We start from the raw sequence: 19029 nt of genomic DNA on the forward strand, positions 1-19029 counted from the left end.
CATGCCACGTTCTGCATACTTGAAACATGTCAAAACAATTGTTGTTAAAGTTGGGTCATCGCTCATTACTGATGAATCAGGCATATCAAAAAAACAGGTGACCCGGCTGGTTGATGATGTTGTCTTTTTATTAAAGAAAAAGTACCGGATTGTTATTGTAAGTTCCGGAGCTATCAGTGCCGGTTCAGCGGTTATGAAGAAAAAGCGCAATCTGTGCACCATACCTGAAAAGCAAGCTCTGGCGGCCATAGGTCAATCCATACTTATGGATGTGTACCGTGAATGCTTCAACAAATATGGTTATGAAGTTGGCCAGATATTACTTACCGAGGATGATGTGAAACACCGGCGCAGGTTTTTAAATGCCCGCCATACCCTGAACGCACTTTTAGAAATGGGTGTAGTACCGATAGTTAATGAAAATGACTCGGTTGTGATTAAAGAGATTAAATTTGGCGATAATGATACACTGTCTGCCCATGTTGCCAATATTGTACAGGCAAATCTTTTGGTGCTGCTATCGGATGTTGATGGCTTTTACTGGGATGAAGGTGATACTGAACCAGTGTCTGAAATTCATGAAATTAATGATGAGGTGCGCGCACGCTGCAGAGGTGCTGGCAGTGAACATGGTACTGGTGGTATGTTTACAAAAATAAAAGCGGGAGAGATGGTCATTCAATCTGGTGAGATGATGATTATTGCAAATGGCAGGACGGAACATATCTTAAAACGAATTATGCAGGGTGAGAAGGTTGGCACGCTGTTTATAGGCAAAACACAATTGAAAAGTAAAAAGCGCTGGATAGCATTCAATGTAAAACCCAAAGGGAAGCTCATTATTGATGATGGGGCGGTTAAGGCACTGAAGGAAAATAAAAAATCATTACTGGCCATAGGCATAACACAGGTAGAGGGAAATTTTGATTTAGGTGATGCAGTAGAAATTACTGATAAAAGAGGAACACTGATAGCAAAAGGTATTGTCAATTATACCAGTGGAGAGCTTGAAAAAATAAAAGGTAAAAACACTCAGGAGATAAAAAAAATATTTGGTTCAGAATACTATGAAGAGGTTATTAACAGGGATGATTTGATTGTATTTTAATGGTTGGGAGTATTTCTACCACGTTTGTTCCCAGAAAAGTATTGTATTTCCAGGGATGATGTAATTGTGGCTTGAAAAGAAGAGAATACTCTACAGCCTATGATACTTGAGGAAGAAGTATAGTAAATGCTTTTATGTAACAATAGATATACAATTGTTTCTATGTAAAGATATTAAATACAATGAATCTAACTCATGTAAAAAAATACTTGTGTACAGAGTTGTTTAACGGATAGTAAATTATAATTTTATAAGCAGGTAAATGATATGATAGATAAAATTTTGAGTTTATTTTTTGGTACAAAGCACGAACGTGATATTAAAAAGCTACAACCCATTGTAGCTCAAATAAATGCACTGGAAGATGAAGTTAAAAGATTAACACAGGACCAGATGCTTTCAAAAACTGCTGAATTCAGAGGGCGCATAGAACAGGGACAGCCAATAGATGAACTGTTACCATATGCGTTTGCCATGGTAAGAGAGGCTGCGTGGCGAACCATTGGTATGCGTCATTTTGATGTGCAGCTTATGGGGGCAATTGTACTGCATCAGGGCAAGATAGCTGAAATGAAGACAGGTGAAGGAAAAACGCTTGTGGCAACCATGCCAGTATATCTCAATGCACTGGCAGGGAAAGGTGTCCATGTTGTTACGGTTAACGATTATTTAGCACGCCGTGACTCTGAGTGGATGGGCCCAATCTATAAATATTTAGGGCTTTCGGTTGGTGTTATTCAGCATAATATGGATTATTATGCACGCCAGAAAGCGTACCGCTGTGATGTGACCTACGGAACCAATAACGAATTTGGTTTTGATTACCTCAGGGATAATATGGTAGAACATAAATCCCTCAGAGTACAGCGCGATCTTTACTATGCAATTGTAGACGAGGTTGATTCAATACTCATTGATGAAGCACGTACACCGCTTATCATTTCAGGTTCCACTGATGAATCCACTAAAAAATACTATCTGATTAATAAAATTATTCCAAGCCTTAAGGAAGGCGTTGATTATGAAGTAAACGAAAAAGATCGCAATGCCCTTTTGACGGAAGAAGGTGTGAAACATGTTGAAAAGCTCTTAAAGATAGATAATTTGTACGATAGTCGCAATATAGAACTGGTGCATCATGTTAATCAGGCATTGAAAGCTCATACCTTATTCAAACGTGATATTGATTACATTGTAAAAGATGGGCAGGTCATTATTGTTGATGAATTTACTGGAAGGCTTATGCCTGGAAGGCGCTATTCTGATGGATTGCATCAGGCACTGGAAGCAAAGGAAAATGTGCCCATAGCGCGTGAAAGCCAGACATTTGCACAGATTACATTCCAGAATTATTTCAGGATGTACAAAAAGCTTGCTGGTATGACAGGTACCGCTGATACAGAAGCCATCGAATTTAAAAAGATATATAATTTAGATGTTGTTGTCATTCCCACAAATGAACCTGTACGAAGAACCGATTATCCTGACAGGATCTATCGTACTGAAAAAGAAAAGTTCAACGCTATTGTACAGGAAATTCAGCAATTGCGCCAGGAGGGCAGGCCAGTACTGGTGGGTACAATCTCTATTGAAAAATCTGAAAAATTGTCGGACATGCTGAGAAGAGTGGGTATTCCGCATAATGTGTTAAATGCAAAGTATCATGAAAAAGAAGCTCAGATTATTGCCGAAGCAGGGCGTCCTGGTACAGTAACTATCGCCACTAATATGGCCGGGCGTGGTACGGACATTGTGCTTGGTGGAAGAAAGACGTATATTGATGAACTGGAAAATTGGAAGCCCATTCATGATGCTGCACTCTGGGAGCGATTCAGAGAAGCAATTTTAAAGAGCGATTTTGACTATGCAGCAAGTCTTGCCAATACCATGATAGGACAGGATCAGCACAAAGCACTGGATATTGTGCGTAAAGGTAAGGAATGGCTGGATAACCATAATAAAGTGGTACAGGCGGGTGGGCTGCATATTCTGGGTACTGAACGTCATGAAGCACGAAGAATTGACAATCAGTTGCGGGGGCGTTCAGGAAGGCAGGGCGATCCAGGTTCATCACGGTTTTATCTTTCACTGGAAGATGACCTGATGCGTATTTTTGGCTCGGATAGGATTTCCGGTGTTATGCAGCGTTTGGGTATGGAGGAAGGACAGGAAATTGAAAGCAGGATGGTGTCACGCGCCATTGAAAATGCACAGAAAAGAGTGGAAGCAAGAAACTTTGAAATACGAAAGCACCTGCTGGAATATGATGATGTTATGAACAGCCAGCGTGAATATATTTATAAGGAACGCAATGCTATCCTTGATGGTGAAGATGTTTCGCCTAAGATTCGTGAGTATATTGATGATGTAGTGGAAAGCTGGATTCCCTATTTTACTGAGGGGAAGCGGCATGCCGAAGATTGGGATATTGAGGGCTTAAATGGTTTCCTGAGATCAAAGTTTGGATTTGATATTGGATCGTTAGGGATAGATAGCGAAAGTTTATCGCATGATGAACTTATTAATTGTGTAAAAGAAGAATTGCTGAAATTGTACAAAGCAAAAGAAGAGGAAGTTGGCAGTGACCATATGCGTACGCTTGAACGGCTGGTATCACTTCAGGTGATTGATACCAAGTGGCGTGATCATCTGCTGGTAATGGATGACTTGCGTGACGGTATATGGACAGCAGGCTACAGCGAGCGCAATCCGCTGGTTGAGTATAAGCTTAGGGGTTTTGAGCTTTTCAACGAGATGCTTGATAATCTAAAATTAGATATTATTGAGATGCTTCTGAAAGTGCGTTTACAGAAGGTTGAGGAAATTGAAATCAAGCCTGAAGAGCTTCCTGTACCGTTTGGACAGGAAATCAAACCTGAGGTTGAACAATTTGGCGCTGGTGGAATTCCTGTTGCTGCTGTACCACGGCCATCGGTACGCAGCCAGGAAGATAAAAACCGGGAAATAATAGGCGGTGTGAAGCGCAAAAAAACAAGAAGAAGCAGGCGAGGCTAACTAAACAGGTGCAAATATGTGTTATATTAATGATGCAGGTATGTAGTGTATAAAGAGGTTTATGATGAGCTTAATGAAAAGTATTTCGGGCATCCGCGGTGTGGTTGGAGAATCTTTTACGCCTGATTTGATTACCAGAGTTGCAATGGCATTTGCCAGTCACATACGTTGTGGTAAAGTTATAGTTGGCCGTGACTCGCGCATTACCGGGAAAGAGATTGCACAGTGTTTTGAGAGTGTGCTGTCATTATGTGGCTGTCAGGTCATTGATATTGGTGTGGTGCCAACGCCCACGGTGCAAATTATGGTTGAGCACACTAAAGCAAAAGGTGGTGTGGTTATTTCTGCATCACATAATCCCATACAGTGGAATGCTTTCAAGCTCATCAATGCAACGGGCAGCTTCTTTGGTCCTGAAGAGATGAATACGTTTCTGTCACTGGTTGATACCATTGTGCCTTTTGGTGCCAAATGGAATGCCATAAAGCCTGTTATGTGCGATAGTTCTGCGGCAGACATCCATATTGAAAAAGTACTTGCTGCCATAGACGTTGCCGCTATCAAAAAAAGAAAATTCACGGTGGTACTTGATTCAGTTAATGGTGCCGGTTCACTCATTACTCAAAAACTGTTGAAGCAATTGGGATGCAGGGTAATTCCCATTCATTGTGATATGACTACCGGTACATTTCCCCGGGGGGCAGAACCTGTTGCAAAAAATTTAAAAGCGTTATCTAGTGCTGTACAAAAGCATACGGCTGATATTGGCTTTGCGCAGGATCCGGATGCGGACAGGTTGGCGATAGTTAATGAAAAAGGGAATCCCATTGGCGAGGAGCTTACCGTAACGCTGGCTGCCATGCGATGTCTTGCAAGGAAGAAAGGGCCGGTAGTGGTAAATATGTCCACAACGAAAGCAATTGAGGATGTTGCATCCCGTTTTGGCGCACCGGTGTATCGTTCAAAGGTTGGCGAGATACATGTGGTTGAAGCAATGAAAAAATACAGGGCAGTGATTGGTGGCGAAGGGAACGGTGGTGTTATTTCACCTGAGGTCCATTACGGTAGGGATAGCCTGGTGGGTATTGGGTATTGCCTGGAGCTAATGGCACACAGAAAAGAGCCAATATCACAGATTGTAGCAAAGCTGCCTGCGTATTACATGCACAAGGATACCATGACTATTGACAGTGGATTTGATACCGGAACTATCGCCCAAAAAATTAAAGAACAATATGCAGATGAAGTTATTAACACTCTTGATGGCATACGCATAGATTTTGTGCACCATGATGTGTTTCACGGTGGCTGGGTACATTTGCGTCCTTCCAATACGGAGCCAATATTCAGAATCATCGCTGAAGGGAAGTCAAAAAAACAGTGTGAAGCCATTGTCAATACGTTTAAAACAATGAAATAACATACATGCATATAATTACTTGACAAAAATAAGCCTGCCTTCGTAATACTATCGAAATCAAATTATTGGTTACAGTGCCCGGCGTGAGGTAATGTGCTTTGTGCCGGGAGCAAAATTGCATATTTTTTTGAATTTTTATATTGATTCTGGTATGTTGCTATATTATTTTCTATTGGGTTAGGGTAATGTTTGAACAACGAAGCTATTGTGGTGAATTGACACGTAATGATGTAGGGAAAGTGGTAAACCTTTCAGGCTGGGTTGATACCAAGCGTGATTTAGGTGGCATTATATTTATCGAGATGAGGGACGTGACAGGAATTGTACAGGTTGTATTTGATGCATCAAAGAATAGTACCGCGTATGAAAAAGCTGATAAAGTGAAAAATGAGTACTGTATTTTTGTAACCGGTGAGGTTGCAAAGCGTTCTGAGGAAACAGTCAATCCCAATCTAAAAACTGGTATGATAGAGGTTATTGGAAAGGATATTGCCATTTTATCAGAATCGGAAGTGACACCATTCCCCATTGATACTTATACTAACCTGAACGAAGAGGTACGGTTAAAGTACCGTTATTTAGATCTTCGCAGGGCTGATATGCAGGAAGCTATTATAGTACGCCATAAGGTTATGCAGACAATACGGCATTATCTTACTGATAACCGGTTTATTGAAGTTGAAACGCCAATACTGAATAAGTCCACACCTGAAGGTGCACGTGATTTTCTTGTTCCAAGCCGCATAAATCGTGGAATGTTTTATGCACTGCCGCAATCGCCACAGTTGTTCAAACAGATTTTGATGATTTCAGGTTTTGACCGCTATTTTCAGATTGCCAAATGTTTCCGTGATGAGGATTTACGCAATGACCGTCAGCCTGAATTTACTCAGGTGGACTTAGAAATGTCATTTGTCAATCCTCACATGATTATGAATATTATTGAAGGGCTTTTGAAAGAGATCGTTAGAGATGTACTGGGTAAAGAAATTGAAACTCCATTTCCGGTATTCACGTATGATGAAGTAATGCAGCGCTATGGCAAGGATGCCCCTGACACACGTTTTGGCTTAGAACTGGCGGATGTAAGTGATATCTTTACCGATTCGTCATTTAATGTTTTTAAAGCGGCACTGGGAAATGGTGGCATCATTAAGGCAATAGTTATTAACGATGAAGGCAAAATTTCACGTGCAATGATTGAAGAATACATTAATTATGTGCGCACGTTTAAAGCCATGGGACTGCCAAGTGTGCGTTATACAGGGAGTGCTTTTGAAACAGGGATAGCAAAATTTTTAAGCGATAGTGAAAAGCAAAAGCTTGTTGACAGGTTAAAACTCAATTCCAATTCACTCATTATTTTTTCCTGTGATAAGCCAAAGATAGTTAATGATGCACTGGGCAATCTGCGTATCAAGATTGCACAGCAGCTTAATCTCATTGACGAAAATAAACTCAACTTTCTGTGGGTGGTTGATTTCCCACTTCTTGAGTATGATGTTGAGGAAGGCCGTTACTATGCAATGCATCATCCGTTTACAGCGCCAAAACCTGAGTGCGAGCCAATGCTTGATGCTATTACTCCACAAACAACACAAGCAATCAAGGCTCAGGCTTATGATGTTGTGCTCAATGGTGTTGAAATTGGTGGCGGTTCTATCCGAATTAACCGTATGCCATTACAGAAAAAGATGTTTGGCATCCTTGGTATTTCTGAGGAAGAGGCAAAAATAAAGTTTTCATTTTTACTGGATGCATTAAAATATGGTGCGCCACCTCATGGTGGTATTGCATTAGGGTTGGACAGGATTCTGATGCTGCTATTAAAGCGCAATTCTATACGGGATGTGATAGCATTCCCCAAAACGCAGAAAGGACAATGCCTCATGAGTGAAGCTCCTTCGCCTGTGAGTGCACAGCAGTTAAAAGAGCTATCTATCAAGGTGGTTGAATTATAATGGTAGATACAAAATTTGAAATTGACGATATATCCATTTATAAACGTATATGTGGGTATAAAGATAAGAATATCAAAGCAATTGAAAAGCTTCTTGATGTTAAAATAATCCCCCGTGGCAATACCCTGATAGTTGAAGCTTCCGGTGATAATGCCGCTAAGGCATTACAGCTTTTGCACCTGATGGGTGATTATTTATATATGCGTGATTCTCTCTATGAGTTTGATGATTTTGATATACGCTACCTGGCACTTTCCATTAATCAGGGGATTAAAGTAGATGCTGATGAAATCAACAGATTGAAGATTGTTATCCCTGAAACAGGAAAAACCATTGTACCCAAAACTATCAATCAGGCAAATTACATGTCGGCAATCCATAAAAGCCCCATCACTATCTCCATTGGGCCAGCCGGGACAGGGAAAACATATTTAGCGGTAGCTGTAGGTGTAAAGTTTTTGTTAACGGGCAGAGTGGAGCGCATCATTTTAACACGGCCTGCTGTTGAAGCAGGTGAAAGCTTGGGGTACCTGCCTGGTGATTTTATTCAGAAGATTAATCCCTATTTAAGACCGCTGTATGATGCCCTGTTTGATATTCTTCCGTATGAAAGAATTTCCAAATATATGGAAAAAGGGATAATTGAGATTGCACCATTAGCCTATATGCGCGGACGTACACTCAATAAAGCTTTCATTATACTTGATGAAGCACAGAACACCACGTCATCACAGATGAAGATGTTTTTAACACGTCTGGGTAACAATTCAAAGATGGTTATATCCGGTGATATTACTCAGATAGATCTGGAAAAACCACGACAATCCGGTTTACTTGCTGCACAAAAAATTCTTCATGGTATTGAAGAGATTACCTTCATTGAATTCTTAAAAGAGGACATTTGCCGGCATCCAATAGTTGAAAAAATTATTGCAGCGTATGAACAACATGCTGAATAATACAATCCGGTTACCTATATGTTAAATTCATTTATGGTTTTTAAAAGAGGCATACAGTTTGCTTTCAAGAAAAAAAGCCTGAAAGCCTCTTTTATTTATACATTGATAGTTATACTATCCGCTACTGCACTTCTCACATTAAACAGAATAGGTGCCACATATAGTTATCAGGCTGGGGATATTGCACGTGAGGATATTCGTGCACCTATGACCATAGAATATCCTGTATCAATAGAAACTGAAATTGAAAAAAACCGTATTGCCGAAGCAATGCCTGCCATCTTTGACCTCAATGAATCCATTGTTGAAGATAAGCTTAAAATTAGCAATATGCTGTGTGAGGCAGTTATTAAAGTTAAAGAGCAAATGTCTGACACCAGTCCTTCAAAGCAGGTGTTGTTACTGAGGACAATGCTGCCTGATTATCTGCAGTATTCAGATAAGGTGTTAATGGGATTGTTGCAATATGATGAACAGCTTCTGCATCGGGACATGAATAAGATTCTATTACAAGTATATAATAATGGTATTCTGGAGAAGCCATATACCAATCCATTAAAATTACAGTCAAACCATGTTATTGTGAGGGTAGTAGGGAATGCTGCAGAATTAAAAGAAAAACAGATCAATGTTGATGCACTCATGGACATGAAAAAAATACAATCGTTAGTGCCGGTCATAAGCAGGGAGGTTCTTAACAAACCATCCAATGACGCGTTATATGCAGTAAATTCTGTTATTATCAGTTTATTACAGCCAAATCTTTTTTATAATGAGGAAGAAACTAAAAGAAGAATAGCTGAAGCTGTTCAATCTGTAAAACCTGTTACCCGTGTGATAAAGAAAGGCCAGTCCATAGCCCGTGAAGGTGATACCATAACAGAGGATATGTTGCAAAAGATAAATATTATAAACAAGAATGCCCACTTTTCTGGTTCAAGTTTTATTATAGGGCTGCTTCTTATCCAGTTGGGATTTTTAGTCATATTTGGCTATTTCCTCATCACCTATTACAGCAACCTGGTTGTTGATAATAAAATGCCCTTGATAGTGTTTACGCTAGTGATGGCTTTTATTGTTATTGCCTTTTTTGTTGCCCGGTGGCAGGGAAGGGCATTTGAGGGTTTATTCTTCCCGCTTCTTTTACCTATTCCCCTGGTTACCATGGTACTTGCAATCATGTATAACATGCACATTGCCATGTTGATTGGTGTGTATATTGTGTTCTTTGTTACGGTAAGTATGAAGGGTGATTTTACGACATTATTATTGGCTTTTAGTTCTGCATTATCGGGTGTTTTCGTTGTTGGTGATGTTGAACGTCGTTCTGACTTTCTGAGGGGTGGTGTTACCTTAGGGCTTATTAATCTGGTGATAGTTATTGCAGTTGGTTTGATGCAGGAAATGCAATTTGGTATCATTGCAAATAATGTTGGATTGGCTTTTATAGCAGGTATCATTAATGCAATAATTGTGTTTGGTGTGTTTCCGGTATATGAAAACATGTTTGGTGTCACAACAAAGTTTAAGTTGCTGGAGCTATCGGACCTCAATGCACCAATATTTAAAGAGATGCTTATCAAGGCACCTGGTACGTATAATCATTCACTGATGGTGGCAACACTTGCTGAATCTGCATGTAAGGAGGTTGGTGCCAACGCCTTGCTGGCACGCGTTGGCGGGTATTACCATGATATAGGAAAAATTCAGGACGCAAATTTTTATATTGAAAATAAGGTTACCGACCCACGTGCCAAAGATATGTCAGCCCTTGAATATTGCAGGTTAATTATTTCACATGTTGAAAAGGGCGTTGAGCTGGCACGGAAGAATAATCTACCGGAAATGGTTATTGATTTTATCCGTGAGCATCACGGACAGACAGTGATGACATATTTTTACCATCAGGCACTTGAAGAAGGCAGTACTAACGGTAACAACATAAAGAAAAGCGATTTCCAGTACCCTGGCCCAAAACCACATACTCGTGAAACAGCCATTGTCATGCTGGCGGATGCAATTGAGGCTGCATCACGTTCAATACAGGAGCCAACACTGGAAAAATTAGAAACACTGGTAAAACGAATAATCTATAATCGGCTGAATGAAGGTGACTTAGAAAGGGCCGATATTAACCTGAATGAATTAAACAAAATTCAGAATGCATTTGTACAGGTATTACAGGGCATATTCCATTCACGCATTGAATATCCCACAAAGGAAGCAATAAATCGATTGGAGAAAAAATCATCCAATGGCAATCAAGGTTAATGTTGAACGTGAGCACGTCACAATGCCCCGGGACTTTCCTGCATTTTGTAAAAAAATTATAGCTGCTGTTGTAAAGAGTCAGGAAGTTGATAATGTCGTTGTTACACTCATTATCACTAATGATGAGGCGATAGCTCATATTAATAAAACCTACCGTAAAAAGAAAGGCCCTACTGATGTCATATCCTTTGCCTACCGTGAAGCACCCATGCCACATGTAACCACAAAAGAACATTTAGGCGACATTTTCATTTCGCTGGAGACTGCCCAAAGGCAGGCTATAGAATATGGAGTGCCCCTGAAAGAAGAATTAAAGAGATTACTGATACATGGAGTGCTGCATCTATTGGGATATGACCATGAAAAGTCATCATACAAAAAAAGAAAAATGCAAAAAAAGGAAAAAGAGATTATGCAAACTATCTAAAGAAGAATCATACCTGGTTCATAATACCCCTTACCCATTACAAGAAAAACCAGGCAATCTCTTTTGTGAAGTTGAGATTACTACACTTTGACACAGTGCAGTGACCTTTCCAATGCACGGCTTGCATAATGCTTTGTTGCTATTTAATAATAGATTCAATTGTACTCAATAATTCACTTGCTAACGTTTCATTATACCGGATTACTTCTTCTTCCAGTTGTTTGATGTCTTTTCCCTTTTTATGTGAGCTAAAATAAAACTTGATTTTGGGTTCGGTACCTGAAGGGCGCATGGTTACCTTTGAGCCATTGTCTAATGTGAACTGCAATACGTCTGATGCAGGCAAATCCACTGTTGTTGTGGTGCCGCTCGTTACATCAGTAAGCGTTCTCTGTTTGACGTCAAGAATTGCAGTAACAGCGGTTCCAGCCAATTGTTTTGGTGGATTGCTTCGGAAATGTTTCATGATGGATTCTATCTTTTGAATGCCTTCAACTCCTTTAAGTGTAAGCGAGACAAGCTTTTCGTTGTAATAGCCAAACTGAGCGTATATTTCATATAAAAAGTCTTTCAGCGTTTTATTGTGTGAATGAAGCCAGTGCGCCATTTCGGCAAAGAAGTAGCAGGAACTCACCGCATCCTTGTCCCGCACAAAATCAAGAGGTAGATACCCATAGCTTTCTTCGCCACCAAAAATAAAAATATGTGAGCCTTCATAATCCTTCATCTTTTTTGCAATCCATTTAAATCCAGTGAGGACATTTTCAATAGTAACATTGAAATGGTCAGCTATCTCCTGTTGAAGGTCAGTGGTAACTATTGTTTTTACAACAAATCCATTTTTTGGTAGCTTGTTTAGCTGTTGCAACCGTAACAGCATATAATATAAAAGCATGCTACCTATCTGATTTCCATTAATGAGCATGTACTGCCCGTTGTCATCTTTGAAAGCTACACCCATGCGATCAGCATCGGGGTCAGTTGCCAGCACTATATCCGCATTTATTTTTTGTGCAAGTTCTATGGCCTGTGTTAGCGCCTCAGGTTCTTCAGGATTGGGTGATTGGACAGTGGGGAAATTGCCATCAGGGATTGCCTGTTTTTCAACATTATGAACATTAGGGAAACCGGATATTTTCAGTATATGCGGCACAATACGGTAACCAGTTCCATGTAGTGGCGTGTAAACAATATGTATGGGCGATAGTTCATCGGATTTGAATCGTACCTGCGAAAGTTTCTGGGCATAGATTTCAATGATTTCATCTCCAACTAAGGTTATAATGCCATTAACTATCGCTTTATCAAAATTCATTTTCTTAATTTGTGCGATATCCTGTATTTTTGAAACTTCATTGATTATTTCTTTGTCCTGTGGTGGGACAACCTGACCGCCGTCCTCCCAGTATACTTTGTATCCATTATATTCGGGTGGGTTGTGGCTGGCTGTGATAACAATACCTGCTGTAGCATTGTAATGGCGTATTGCAAATGAACAGATTGGTGTGGGCATGATATCCTTGAAAAGATATACTTTAATACCATTGCCCGCTAATATTGAAGCTGCTTCCTTTGAGAATACATCTGACATCCTGCGTGAATCATACGCTATAACAACGCCTTTTTGAGCATTCCCTTTGTGGACAATGTAGTTTGCCAGGCCCTGCGTTGCCATACCAACAGTGTAAATGTTCATTCGGTTGGTGCCTGCACCAATAATCCCACGAAGTCCGCCTGTACCAAACTCAAGTGTGGTGTAAAAGCGTTCGTACAGTTCTTTTTCATTATTTTGTGCAACAAGTTGTTTGATCTCATGTATAGTGTTGGTGTCAAATGGTGGATTTTGCCATTGTTCTATTCGTTTTTGAATGGTGATGTCCATAGTAACTATCTCCCAATCTTATGTGGTATTTTTTAACAAATTATAAACTATTATACCTGCAAATGCAACACCGTAATAATTGATTAATAAAGAGGTTATACATTCTTTATAGTACAATAGTGTTGTTTAAATGTATAATGACAATCATTATTTTATGCTTGCAATTCTTTTATTACTTTTTACAATGATGAAAGCGTATTTTTGATGTGCCCATAAATAAAATAATTACTTTGAGAGGAAAACGTATGGACATTGAAACTACTACCTGTATTTCACTATACCACCTTGGTGTAGTACGTCACTATGCAGAAGAACATGGCATGTCAATGCGTACATTTCTTTCAGCACTGGTGAGTTTTGCTGCACAATGCAAAAATATTGACGTAGGTTATTTTAAACAGGTAAAATACAGGCCTAAGGGTAGTGAATGGAAGAGATTGCATTTAGTACTGTATAATGATGAATATGAGTTTTTCCTTGATGTAAAAAAGCTCTGGAAGATGTCGCTGGCTTTGGTTATTGCGTATTGTTTGGATAATGTATTATATGATTTTTTACAATTTTTAACAAAAGCAGAAGAAGACGAAGATTACTATGCCGATAACTATCGTTATAGAGGCTATGCATTTGAAATTGGTGAGGAAGAAAATATATTTTATTATAAATTATATTGGGGACCACACCCCGAAATAGTAAAAGAAGCACTGAAAGCATGACATATAAAATATATTGAAAGAATCCACACATCATGTATAATGGGTAAATCATCGGTTATCTAAAAATACCTTTATTTTATTATTATAACTCCTGCGGCATGAATAACATTATACAAAAAGTTTATACATTTATACAGAATAATAACCTTATTGTGCATGGTGATAGAGTACTGGTATCAGTTTCTGCTGGCAAGGATTCAATGGCACTATTACATATACTCTACGTGATACGTGAGCAACTTGGGTGCACCATTGCTATCTATCATCTTGATCATAAGATGCGGGGTGAGGAATCATTTGGCGATCTTCTTTTTGTTATGAATCAGGCTTCACGGTATGGAATCCCTGCTTTTATTGAACGGTTTGATTTTGTGCAACATAAAGAACCTGGAAAAAGTTTTGAGCAGCAAGCACGAGAACACCGCTATACACGATTACACTTTATAGCACAACACTACGGTTATACTAAAATTGCAACTGCGCATACAAAAAATGATCAGGTTGAAACCCTGATTATGCGCATGGTACAGGGGACTGGATTGCAGGGTTTAGGAGCAATAGCGCTGGCATATGGAACCATCATACGTCCTTTGCTGGTGTTGTCACAGGATGAAGTGTATTCATATCTACAATATAATGACCTGTCTTATCGGCATGACAATACCAATGATGATACTACATATCTAAGAAATTATATACGCCACAGTGTAATCCCGGTCATTCAAAAACGGTTTCCACAATTTGATGAAGCACTGCTTACTCTTCAGAAACAAGCACAAGATGCAATCAGGAGCATCATTGACCTGATGCATTCGCTTTATCCAGGATTTATTCAAGAGCAGCCCGGATTAATACAGGTGCAGGAAAATGCCATTGCACACAGTGAATATATATATAAATTTTACTGTGCATATATTATCAGTAACTATCTCAAAAAATATGTTAATTCAGATATTCTTGATGCGCTGTATTGTGCGCATTACTCAAAGAAAAAGAATGTTACCCTTTTTGAAGGAAAAGGAATCTACATATACAGGCGCTATCGCAATGGCACCTCGTTTCTGCTTTTTTCTTCAAAGTCTTTATGTATGGGCGATAGTAACTATGAATATAAACTTCCGGTGGGCAAAACGGTTACTGTTACACAAGCTGGTATTACCGTTGGATGCGCTGTTGCTGAATCAATTGATGTGCAACCACCTGAAAGCAGCACGCTGGTATTGCGCTATACTGGATGTGACCATATTGTTATCAGAAACAAACGAACAGGCGATGTCATTGCCCGTAAAACGGGAAGACGGACACTGAAACGCTTATATATTGATTATAAGCTTACTCCGGAACAAAAAAATATGGTACCACTGATTGTTATTAATAATCAGATAGCAGCTGTATTGTTTGATGTTGCAGGTGCTTTAAAAGCTGAAATTTCACCTCCTTTTTTGCCGGAAAAAGGTCAAAAAATGCTTGTTATTCGTTACTGGCATAGCAATACTGTGTCAAATACAGCGTGATTAAAATAAAATGACTTTTATCCGGCTCATTTATTAAAATTGGATAGGGTACAATAAATTTATTTGAGTATTTCTGTATTTGTAGTATCTTGTAAGTAAAGACTATACTATATGTATGACTTCTTGATCAAAACAGCTAACCACGGGAGATTCTATGAATAAAGCTGCTAAACAGGTTGCTCTGCTTTTGCTTATAGCGCTTCTTGCTATAGCCATATTCAGAATGAATGATATTAATACTCAGAAAGTTGAGCAGCTGCAATATAGTGATTTCATAAAGAAAGTTTATGAAAATAAAGTTAAATCAGTTACGATAGTTAATGGCAAAAAAATTGAAGGTACCTTTACCAAAGGTGATAAAGTCTATCTTTTTGAAACAGTTATACCGTATCAGGATCCGGATTTAATAAAAACACTTATTAATAATCGGGTTGAAATTAAAGGTGAAGAAGTTGATGATAATCTTTTCTGGAAAGGTGTACTCAATTTTCTGCCATGGCTTCTTTTCTTTGGGTTTATCTGGTTTTTTATGATACGCCAGATACAGTCCACCGGAAACAAGGCAATGAGTTTTGGCAAAGTGCGAGCAAAACTACAGCCGGAAACAAAAAATAAAGTAACATTTGCTGATGTGGCAGGTGTTGATGAAGCTAAAGTGGAACTTCAGGAAATCATTGAATTTTTAAAAGACCCAAAGAAATTCATTACCATTGGAGCAAAGATACCTAAAGGTGTTCTTCTGGTAGGGCCTCCTGGTACAGGTAAAACATTACTTGCACGAGCTGTTGCTGGTGAAGCTGGTGTACCATTTTTTTCTATCAGCGGTTCTGATTTTGTTGAAATGTTTGTTGGGGTAGGTGCATCGCGAGTACGTGACCTGTTTGATCAGGGAAAACGTAATGCTCCCTGTATCATATTTATTGATGAAATAGATGCTGTGGGAAGGCTTCGCGGTGCTGGACTTGGTGGCGGGCATGATGAACGTGAACAAACGTTGAATCAGCTTCTTGTTGAGATGGATGGATTTGAAACCAATGAAGGTGTTATTATTGTTGCTGCTACCAACAGGCCTGATGTACTGGACCCTGCGTTGCTCAGGCCCGGTCGTTTTGACCGCCAGGTTGTTGTTGACATACCTGATATCAAGGGAAGAGAAAAGATATTAGCCGTTCATACCCGTAAAATTCCTTTGGCAAAAGATGTGGATTTAAAGGTAATTGCTCGTGGAACTCCCGGATTTACCGGTGCAGATCTGGCAAACCTTGTTAATGAGGCTGCACTCCTGGCTGCACGGCGTAATAAAAAGCGCGTGAGCATGCTTGAGATGGAAGACGCCAAGGACAAAGTATTGATGGGTCCTGAAAGAAAGTCGGTCCTCATTTCTGCCGAAGAAAAGAAGGTTATTGCCTATCATGAGGCAGGTCATGCATTGCTGGGTATACTTACCGGAGCTGACCCTGTGCACAAAGTAACGGTGATTCCTCGTGGAAGGGCGTTAGGCTTAACCATGCATTTGCCCAAAGAAGAACGCCATTTGCATAACAGGGAATACTGGCTCAATCAGATCACTATTTTATTTGGTGGCCATGTTGCTGAAAAGATAAAGTTTGGACAGGTTACCACGGGTTCAAGTAATGATATTGAACGTGCTACTGATATTGCTCGTCGTATGGTGTGTGAATGGGGAATGAGTGAAATATTGGGCCCGTTAGCATTTGGTAAAAAAACCGAACAGATATTTCTGGCACGCGAAATAGCTCAACACAGAGATTACAGTGAAGAAACAGCACAGCTTATTGATAAAGAAGTTCATGATATCGTCACCAGCTGCAGGGACAGGGCTATAAAGCTTATAGAAGAAAACAGCGACAAATTTGAGTTGATTGCTACAAACCTCATAGAACGTGAAACACTGAATGCTCAGGAAATTGAGCTTTTGATGAAAGGTGAACCATTGCCGCCTATTCATAATGGTGAAAATCCACAACAGCCTGACGAAGAACCCAAGTTAGAAAAAATAAAAAAGAAAGCATCACAAAAACCTTTGCTGGATGATAAAGAAGTGATTCCAACATAAAGAGTTTGGGGTTTGTATGATAGATGATGAACTGGACAGGTTATTACAGGATATCGATAGTGAAAAGGATCATACAGTTCAGAAAGCACATATAAAGCAATTTACGGAACACATACTTGATAGTGAACTCTATGAAACATCACATGATATACCATTGCCTGATAAAAAAAATATATCAGAAGTGGTTAAGTTTTTTAAGCGTGGACTTTCAAACGGAATACACAGGCACATTGAACTGGCAAAGCTTTTACGATCACGGTTGGATATAACTGAGGTTCCTGAACAGGTTGTTCCTGTAATAAAGAAATCTTCGTACTCAATATTTAAAATTGTTGAAGATGTTGAAATTCTTACAGATAAATTTTTAAATGAAATAAATGAAGCAAATTTAAGAAGAAAAGCAACCAAAGATTTCCCCCTTTATTTCCCTGATGATTATCCTGACGACAACCGACTTGACTTTATTGTACTTAAAGAAATGTACCTGTTATTGCGTTCATTTAATAGTATTGTTAAAAAGGATTGGACAGAGCTTGAAAAACAATCAGCAGTGTTTAACTTTGCTGATGGTGGTAAACAGCTGTCATCAGTACTTAATGATATTATTGTTGAAGGAAACAGCCTGTGTAAAGCAACAGATATGTTACTGGAATTAATTGCTAATCATTTAGGATTGCTTTCCCATCATTATAATTTGTCTGATGTAGATATACGTTCCAAATTGCAATTTAATGAATATAAATCGTATACGGTGCAAGGTCTGATAAATGAACTGGATACCTCAGAATCTGCAACACATCAATCAGAAGCTTTTAAGCAGGATGTACACCAATCTTCACCGTTAACTTCCTCTACTGGTTTGGAAGAAGCTTTAGATTCCAATCAATACAATAACCATGAACAATATGGAAGACCTATAAATAAATCCCAAACCCAGGACATTACCCAACACAGTACAATTCCATTTACGGTTAAAGGTACAAAGCCATGGAATACTCGTGAACCATATATGCTACCAGTTGATGAAAATGTAATGAACATTGAAAAGGAAGATCTGGAATATATGGTCTATTATACAAAATCACAGCTGACCGATGACCAGATTAAGTCAGAATTACGGAGGGCTTTATTAAAGTTATCTATCGATAAAGAAAAATATGATATTGTTGAAGATTTTATTGAGTTTATCAAAAAAAAAATTGTATCTATATTGCATGAAAGTGTTGAATATTTTGATATTCCTGAAAATGACCAATGGCTGTTTTATTATCATTTAGGGCCACACACTATATTCCGTTTGCTTTTAGCTGATATTCAATTGACAGGCGAGGGGTACTGTTTCAGTTCACGGGATGGCAAAAAAATCAAGAAGCTAGTTCCCTATGAATTTTTAAAGGCAATTGTTTTAGAATGGTTTGAGAATAATGTCAATAACCGTGATTTACCATTTGACAGCGTTAATGCTCTTGATTTGATTCGCAGGCAGGTTTCAAAAAAATATTTTTCTGAGATAGATGAGTTTGTTGCAAAGATTGATGCATATCTTGGAACATTGAATCCAGAAACATTAAAAAAGTTAGATCGCAAATCATTCATAAAACAAAAAGCCTTACAGGTTTATAATCAGAAACAAGTATTAATTTTCAATCGCTTTGTTGATAGAACAATATTTAAGTAGG

11 protein-coding genes and 1 pseudogene are annotated in these 19029 nt (G+C 39.0%); 11 read left to right on the forward strand and 1 reads right to left on the reverse strand.

The window, feature by feature from the left end; genetic code table 11:
* Position 1: 1 nt before the first annotated feature.
* The 7 genes and pseudogenes from proB to ybeY all read left to right on the forward strand — a co-directional run bounded on the left by proB (position 2) and on the right by ybeY (position 11161).
* Positions 2 to 1108 carry a glutamate 5-kinase gene (proB, locus tag AB1444_06625; protein MEW6526325.1) on the forward strand — a complete coding sequence of 369 codons (1107 nt, stop codon included), beginning with the start codon at positions 2 to 4 and terminating at the stop codon, positions 1106 to 1108.
* Between the two features lie 267 nt (positions 1109 to 1375).
* A pseudogene (gene secA, locus AB1444_06630) lies at positions 1376 to 3952 on the forward strand (preprotein translocase subunit SecA).
* A gap of 244 nt (positions 3953 to 4196) precedes the next feature.
* Complete coding sequence (gene glmM, locus AB1444_06635) at positions 4197 to 5543, forward strand: phosphoglucosamine mutase (GenBank protein MEW6526326.1); 1347 nt, start codon at positions 4197 to 4199, stop codon at positions 5541 to 5543.
* A 185-nt stretch (positions 5544 to 5728) separates the two neighbouring features.
* On the forward strand, positions 5729 to 7504 hold the full coding sequence (gene aspS / locus AB1444_06640) for an aspartate--tRNA ligase (GenBank protein MEW6526327.1): 1776 nt from the start codon (positions 5729 to 5731) through the stop codon (positions 7502 to 7504).
* A complete protein-coding gene (locus tag AB1444_06645; GenBank protein ID MEW6526328.1) occupies positions 7504 to 8463 on the forward strand; it encodes a PhoH family protein in 960 nt (319 codons plus the stop codon). Before aspS ends, AB1444_06645 begins: the two co-directional genes overlap by 1 nt.
* An 18-nt stretch (positions 8464 to 8481) precedes the next feature.
* Positions 8482 to 10734 carry an HDIG domain-containing metalloprotein gene (locus AB1444_06650; GenBank protein MEW6526329.1) on the forward strand — a complete coding sequence of 751 codons (2253 nt, stop codon included), beginning with the start codon at positions 8482 to 8484 and terminating at the stop codon, positions 10732 to 10734.
* Positions 10718 to 11161 carry an rRNA maturation RNase YbeY gene (gene ybeY / locus AB1444_06655; GenBank protein MEW6526330.1) on the forward strand — a complete coding sequence of 148 codons (444 nt, stop codon included), beginning with the start codon at positions 10718 to 10720 and terminating at the stop codon, positions 11159 to 11161. Before AB1444_06650 ends, ybeY begins: the two co-directional genes overlap by 17 nt.
* Before the next feature lie 139 nt (positions 11162 to 11300).
* Here ybeY and AB1444_06660 read toward each other — a convergent pair whose 3' ends face one another.
* Positions 11301 to 13043: a phospho-sugar mutase gene (locus AB1444_06660; GenBank protein ID MEW6526331.1), complete on the reverse strand. Its 1743-nt coding sequence runs from the start codon at positions 13041 to 13043 to the stop codon at positions 11301 to 11303.
* A 245-nt stretch (positions 13044 to 13288) separates the two neighbouring features.
* On the opposite strand from AB1444_06660, the gene AB1444_06665 reads away from it, so the two are divergent.
* The 4 genes from AB1444_06665 to AB1444_06680 all read left to right on the forward strand — a co-directional run bounded on the left by AB1444_06665 (position 13289) and on the right by AB1444_06680 (position 19028).
* On the forward strand, positions 13289 to 13759 hold the full coding sequence (locus AB1444_06665) for a hypothetical protein (protein ID MEW6526332.1): 471 nt from the start codon (positions 13289 to 13291) through the stop codon (positions 13757 to 13759).
* A 98-nt stretch (positions 13760 to 13857) separates the two neighbouring features.
* Entirely contained in the window at positions 13858 to 15273 is a 1416-nt protein-coding gene (tilS, locus tag AB1444_06670; protein ID MEW6526333.1) for a tRNA lysidine(34) synthetase TilS, read from the forward strand.
* Positions 15274 to 15427: 154 nt separating this feature from the next.
* Complete coding sequence (gene ftsH, locus AB1444_06675; protein ID MEW6526334.1) at positions 15428 to 17350, forward strand: ATP-dependent zinc metalloprotease FtsH; 1923 nt, start codon at positions 15428 to 15430, stop codon at positions 17348 to 17350.
* A gap of 16 nt (positions 17351 to 17366) precedes the next feature.
* Entirely contained in the window at positions 17367 to 19028 is a 1662-nt protein-coding gene (locus tag AB1444_06680; GenBank protein ID MEW6526335.1) for a hypothetical protein, read from the forward strand.
* The last annotated feature ends 1 nt before the right edge of the window (position 19029 follow it).

This window comes from Spirochaetota bacterium (genome assembly GCA_040756435.1).
In the GTDB taxonomy this organism is placed as follows: Bacteria; Spirochaetota; UBA4802; order UBA4802; family UB4802; genus UBA4802.

What these genes read in the sequence shown, in the direction of transcription:
- AB1444_06645 (MEW6526328.1), top strand. Translation starts at nt 7,504, where the DNA reads ATGGTAGATACAAAATTTGAAATTGACGATATATCCATTTATAAACGT.
- AB1444_06665 (MEW6526332.1), top strand. Translation starts at nt 13,289, where the DNA reads ATGGACATTGAAACTACTACCTGTATTTCACTATACCACCTTGGTGTA.
- AB1444_06660 (MEW6526331.1), bottom strand. Translation starts at nt 13,043, where the DNA reads ATGGACATCACCATTCAAAAACGAATAGAACAATGGCAAAATCCACCA.
- AB1444_06650 (MEW6526329.1), top strand. Translation starts at nt 8,482, where the DNA reads ATGTTAAATTCATTTATGGTTTTTAAAAGAGGCATACAGTTTGCTTTC.
- AB1444_06680 (MEW6526335.1), top strand. Translation starts at nt 17,367, where the DNA reads ATGATAGATGATGAACTGGACAGGTTATTACAGGATATCGATAGTGAA.
- ybeY (MEW6526330.1), top strand. Translation starts at nt 10,718, where the DNA reads ATGGCAATCAAGGTTAATGTTGAACGTGAGCACGTCACAATGCCCCGG.
- aspS (MEW6526327.1), top strand. Translation starts at nt 5,729, where the DNA reads ATGTTTGAACAACGAAGCTATTGTGGTGAATTGACACGTAATGATGTA.
- glmM (MEW6526326.1), top strand. Translation starts at nt 4,197, where the DNA reads ATGAAAAGTATTTCGGGCATCCGCGGTGTGGTTGGAGAATCTTTTACG.
- tilS (MEW6526333.1), top strand. Translation starts at nt 13,858, where the DNA reads ATGAATAACATTATACAAAAAGTTTATACATTTATACAGAATAATAAC.
- ftsH (MEW6526334.1), top strand. Translation starts at nt 15,428, where the DNA reads ATGAATAAAGCTGCTAAACAGGTTGCTCTGCTTTTGCTTATAGCGCTT.
- proB (MEW6526325.1), top strand. Translation starts at nt 2, where the DNA reads ATGCCACGTTCTGCATACTTGAAACATGTCAAAACAATTGTTGTTAAA.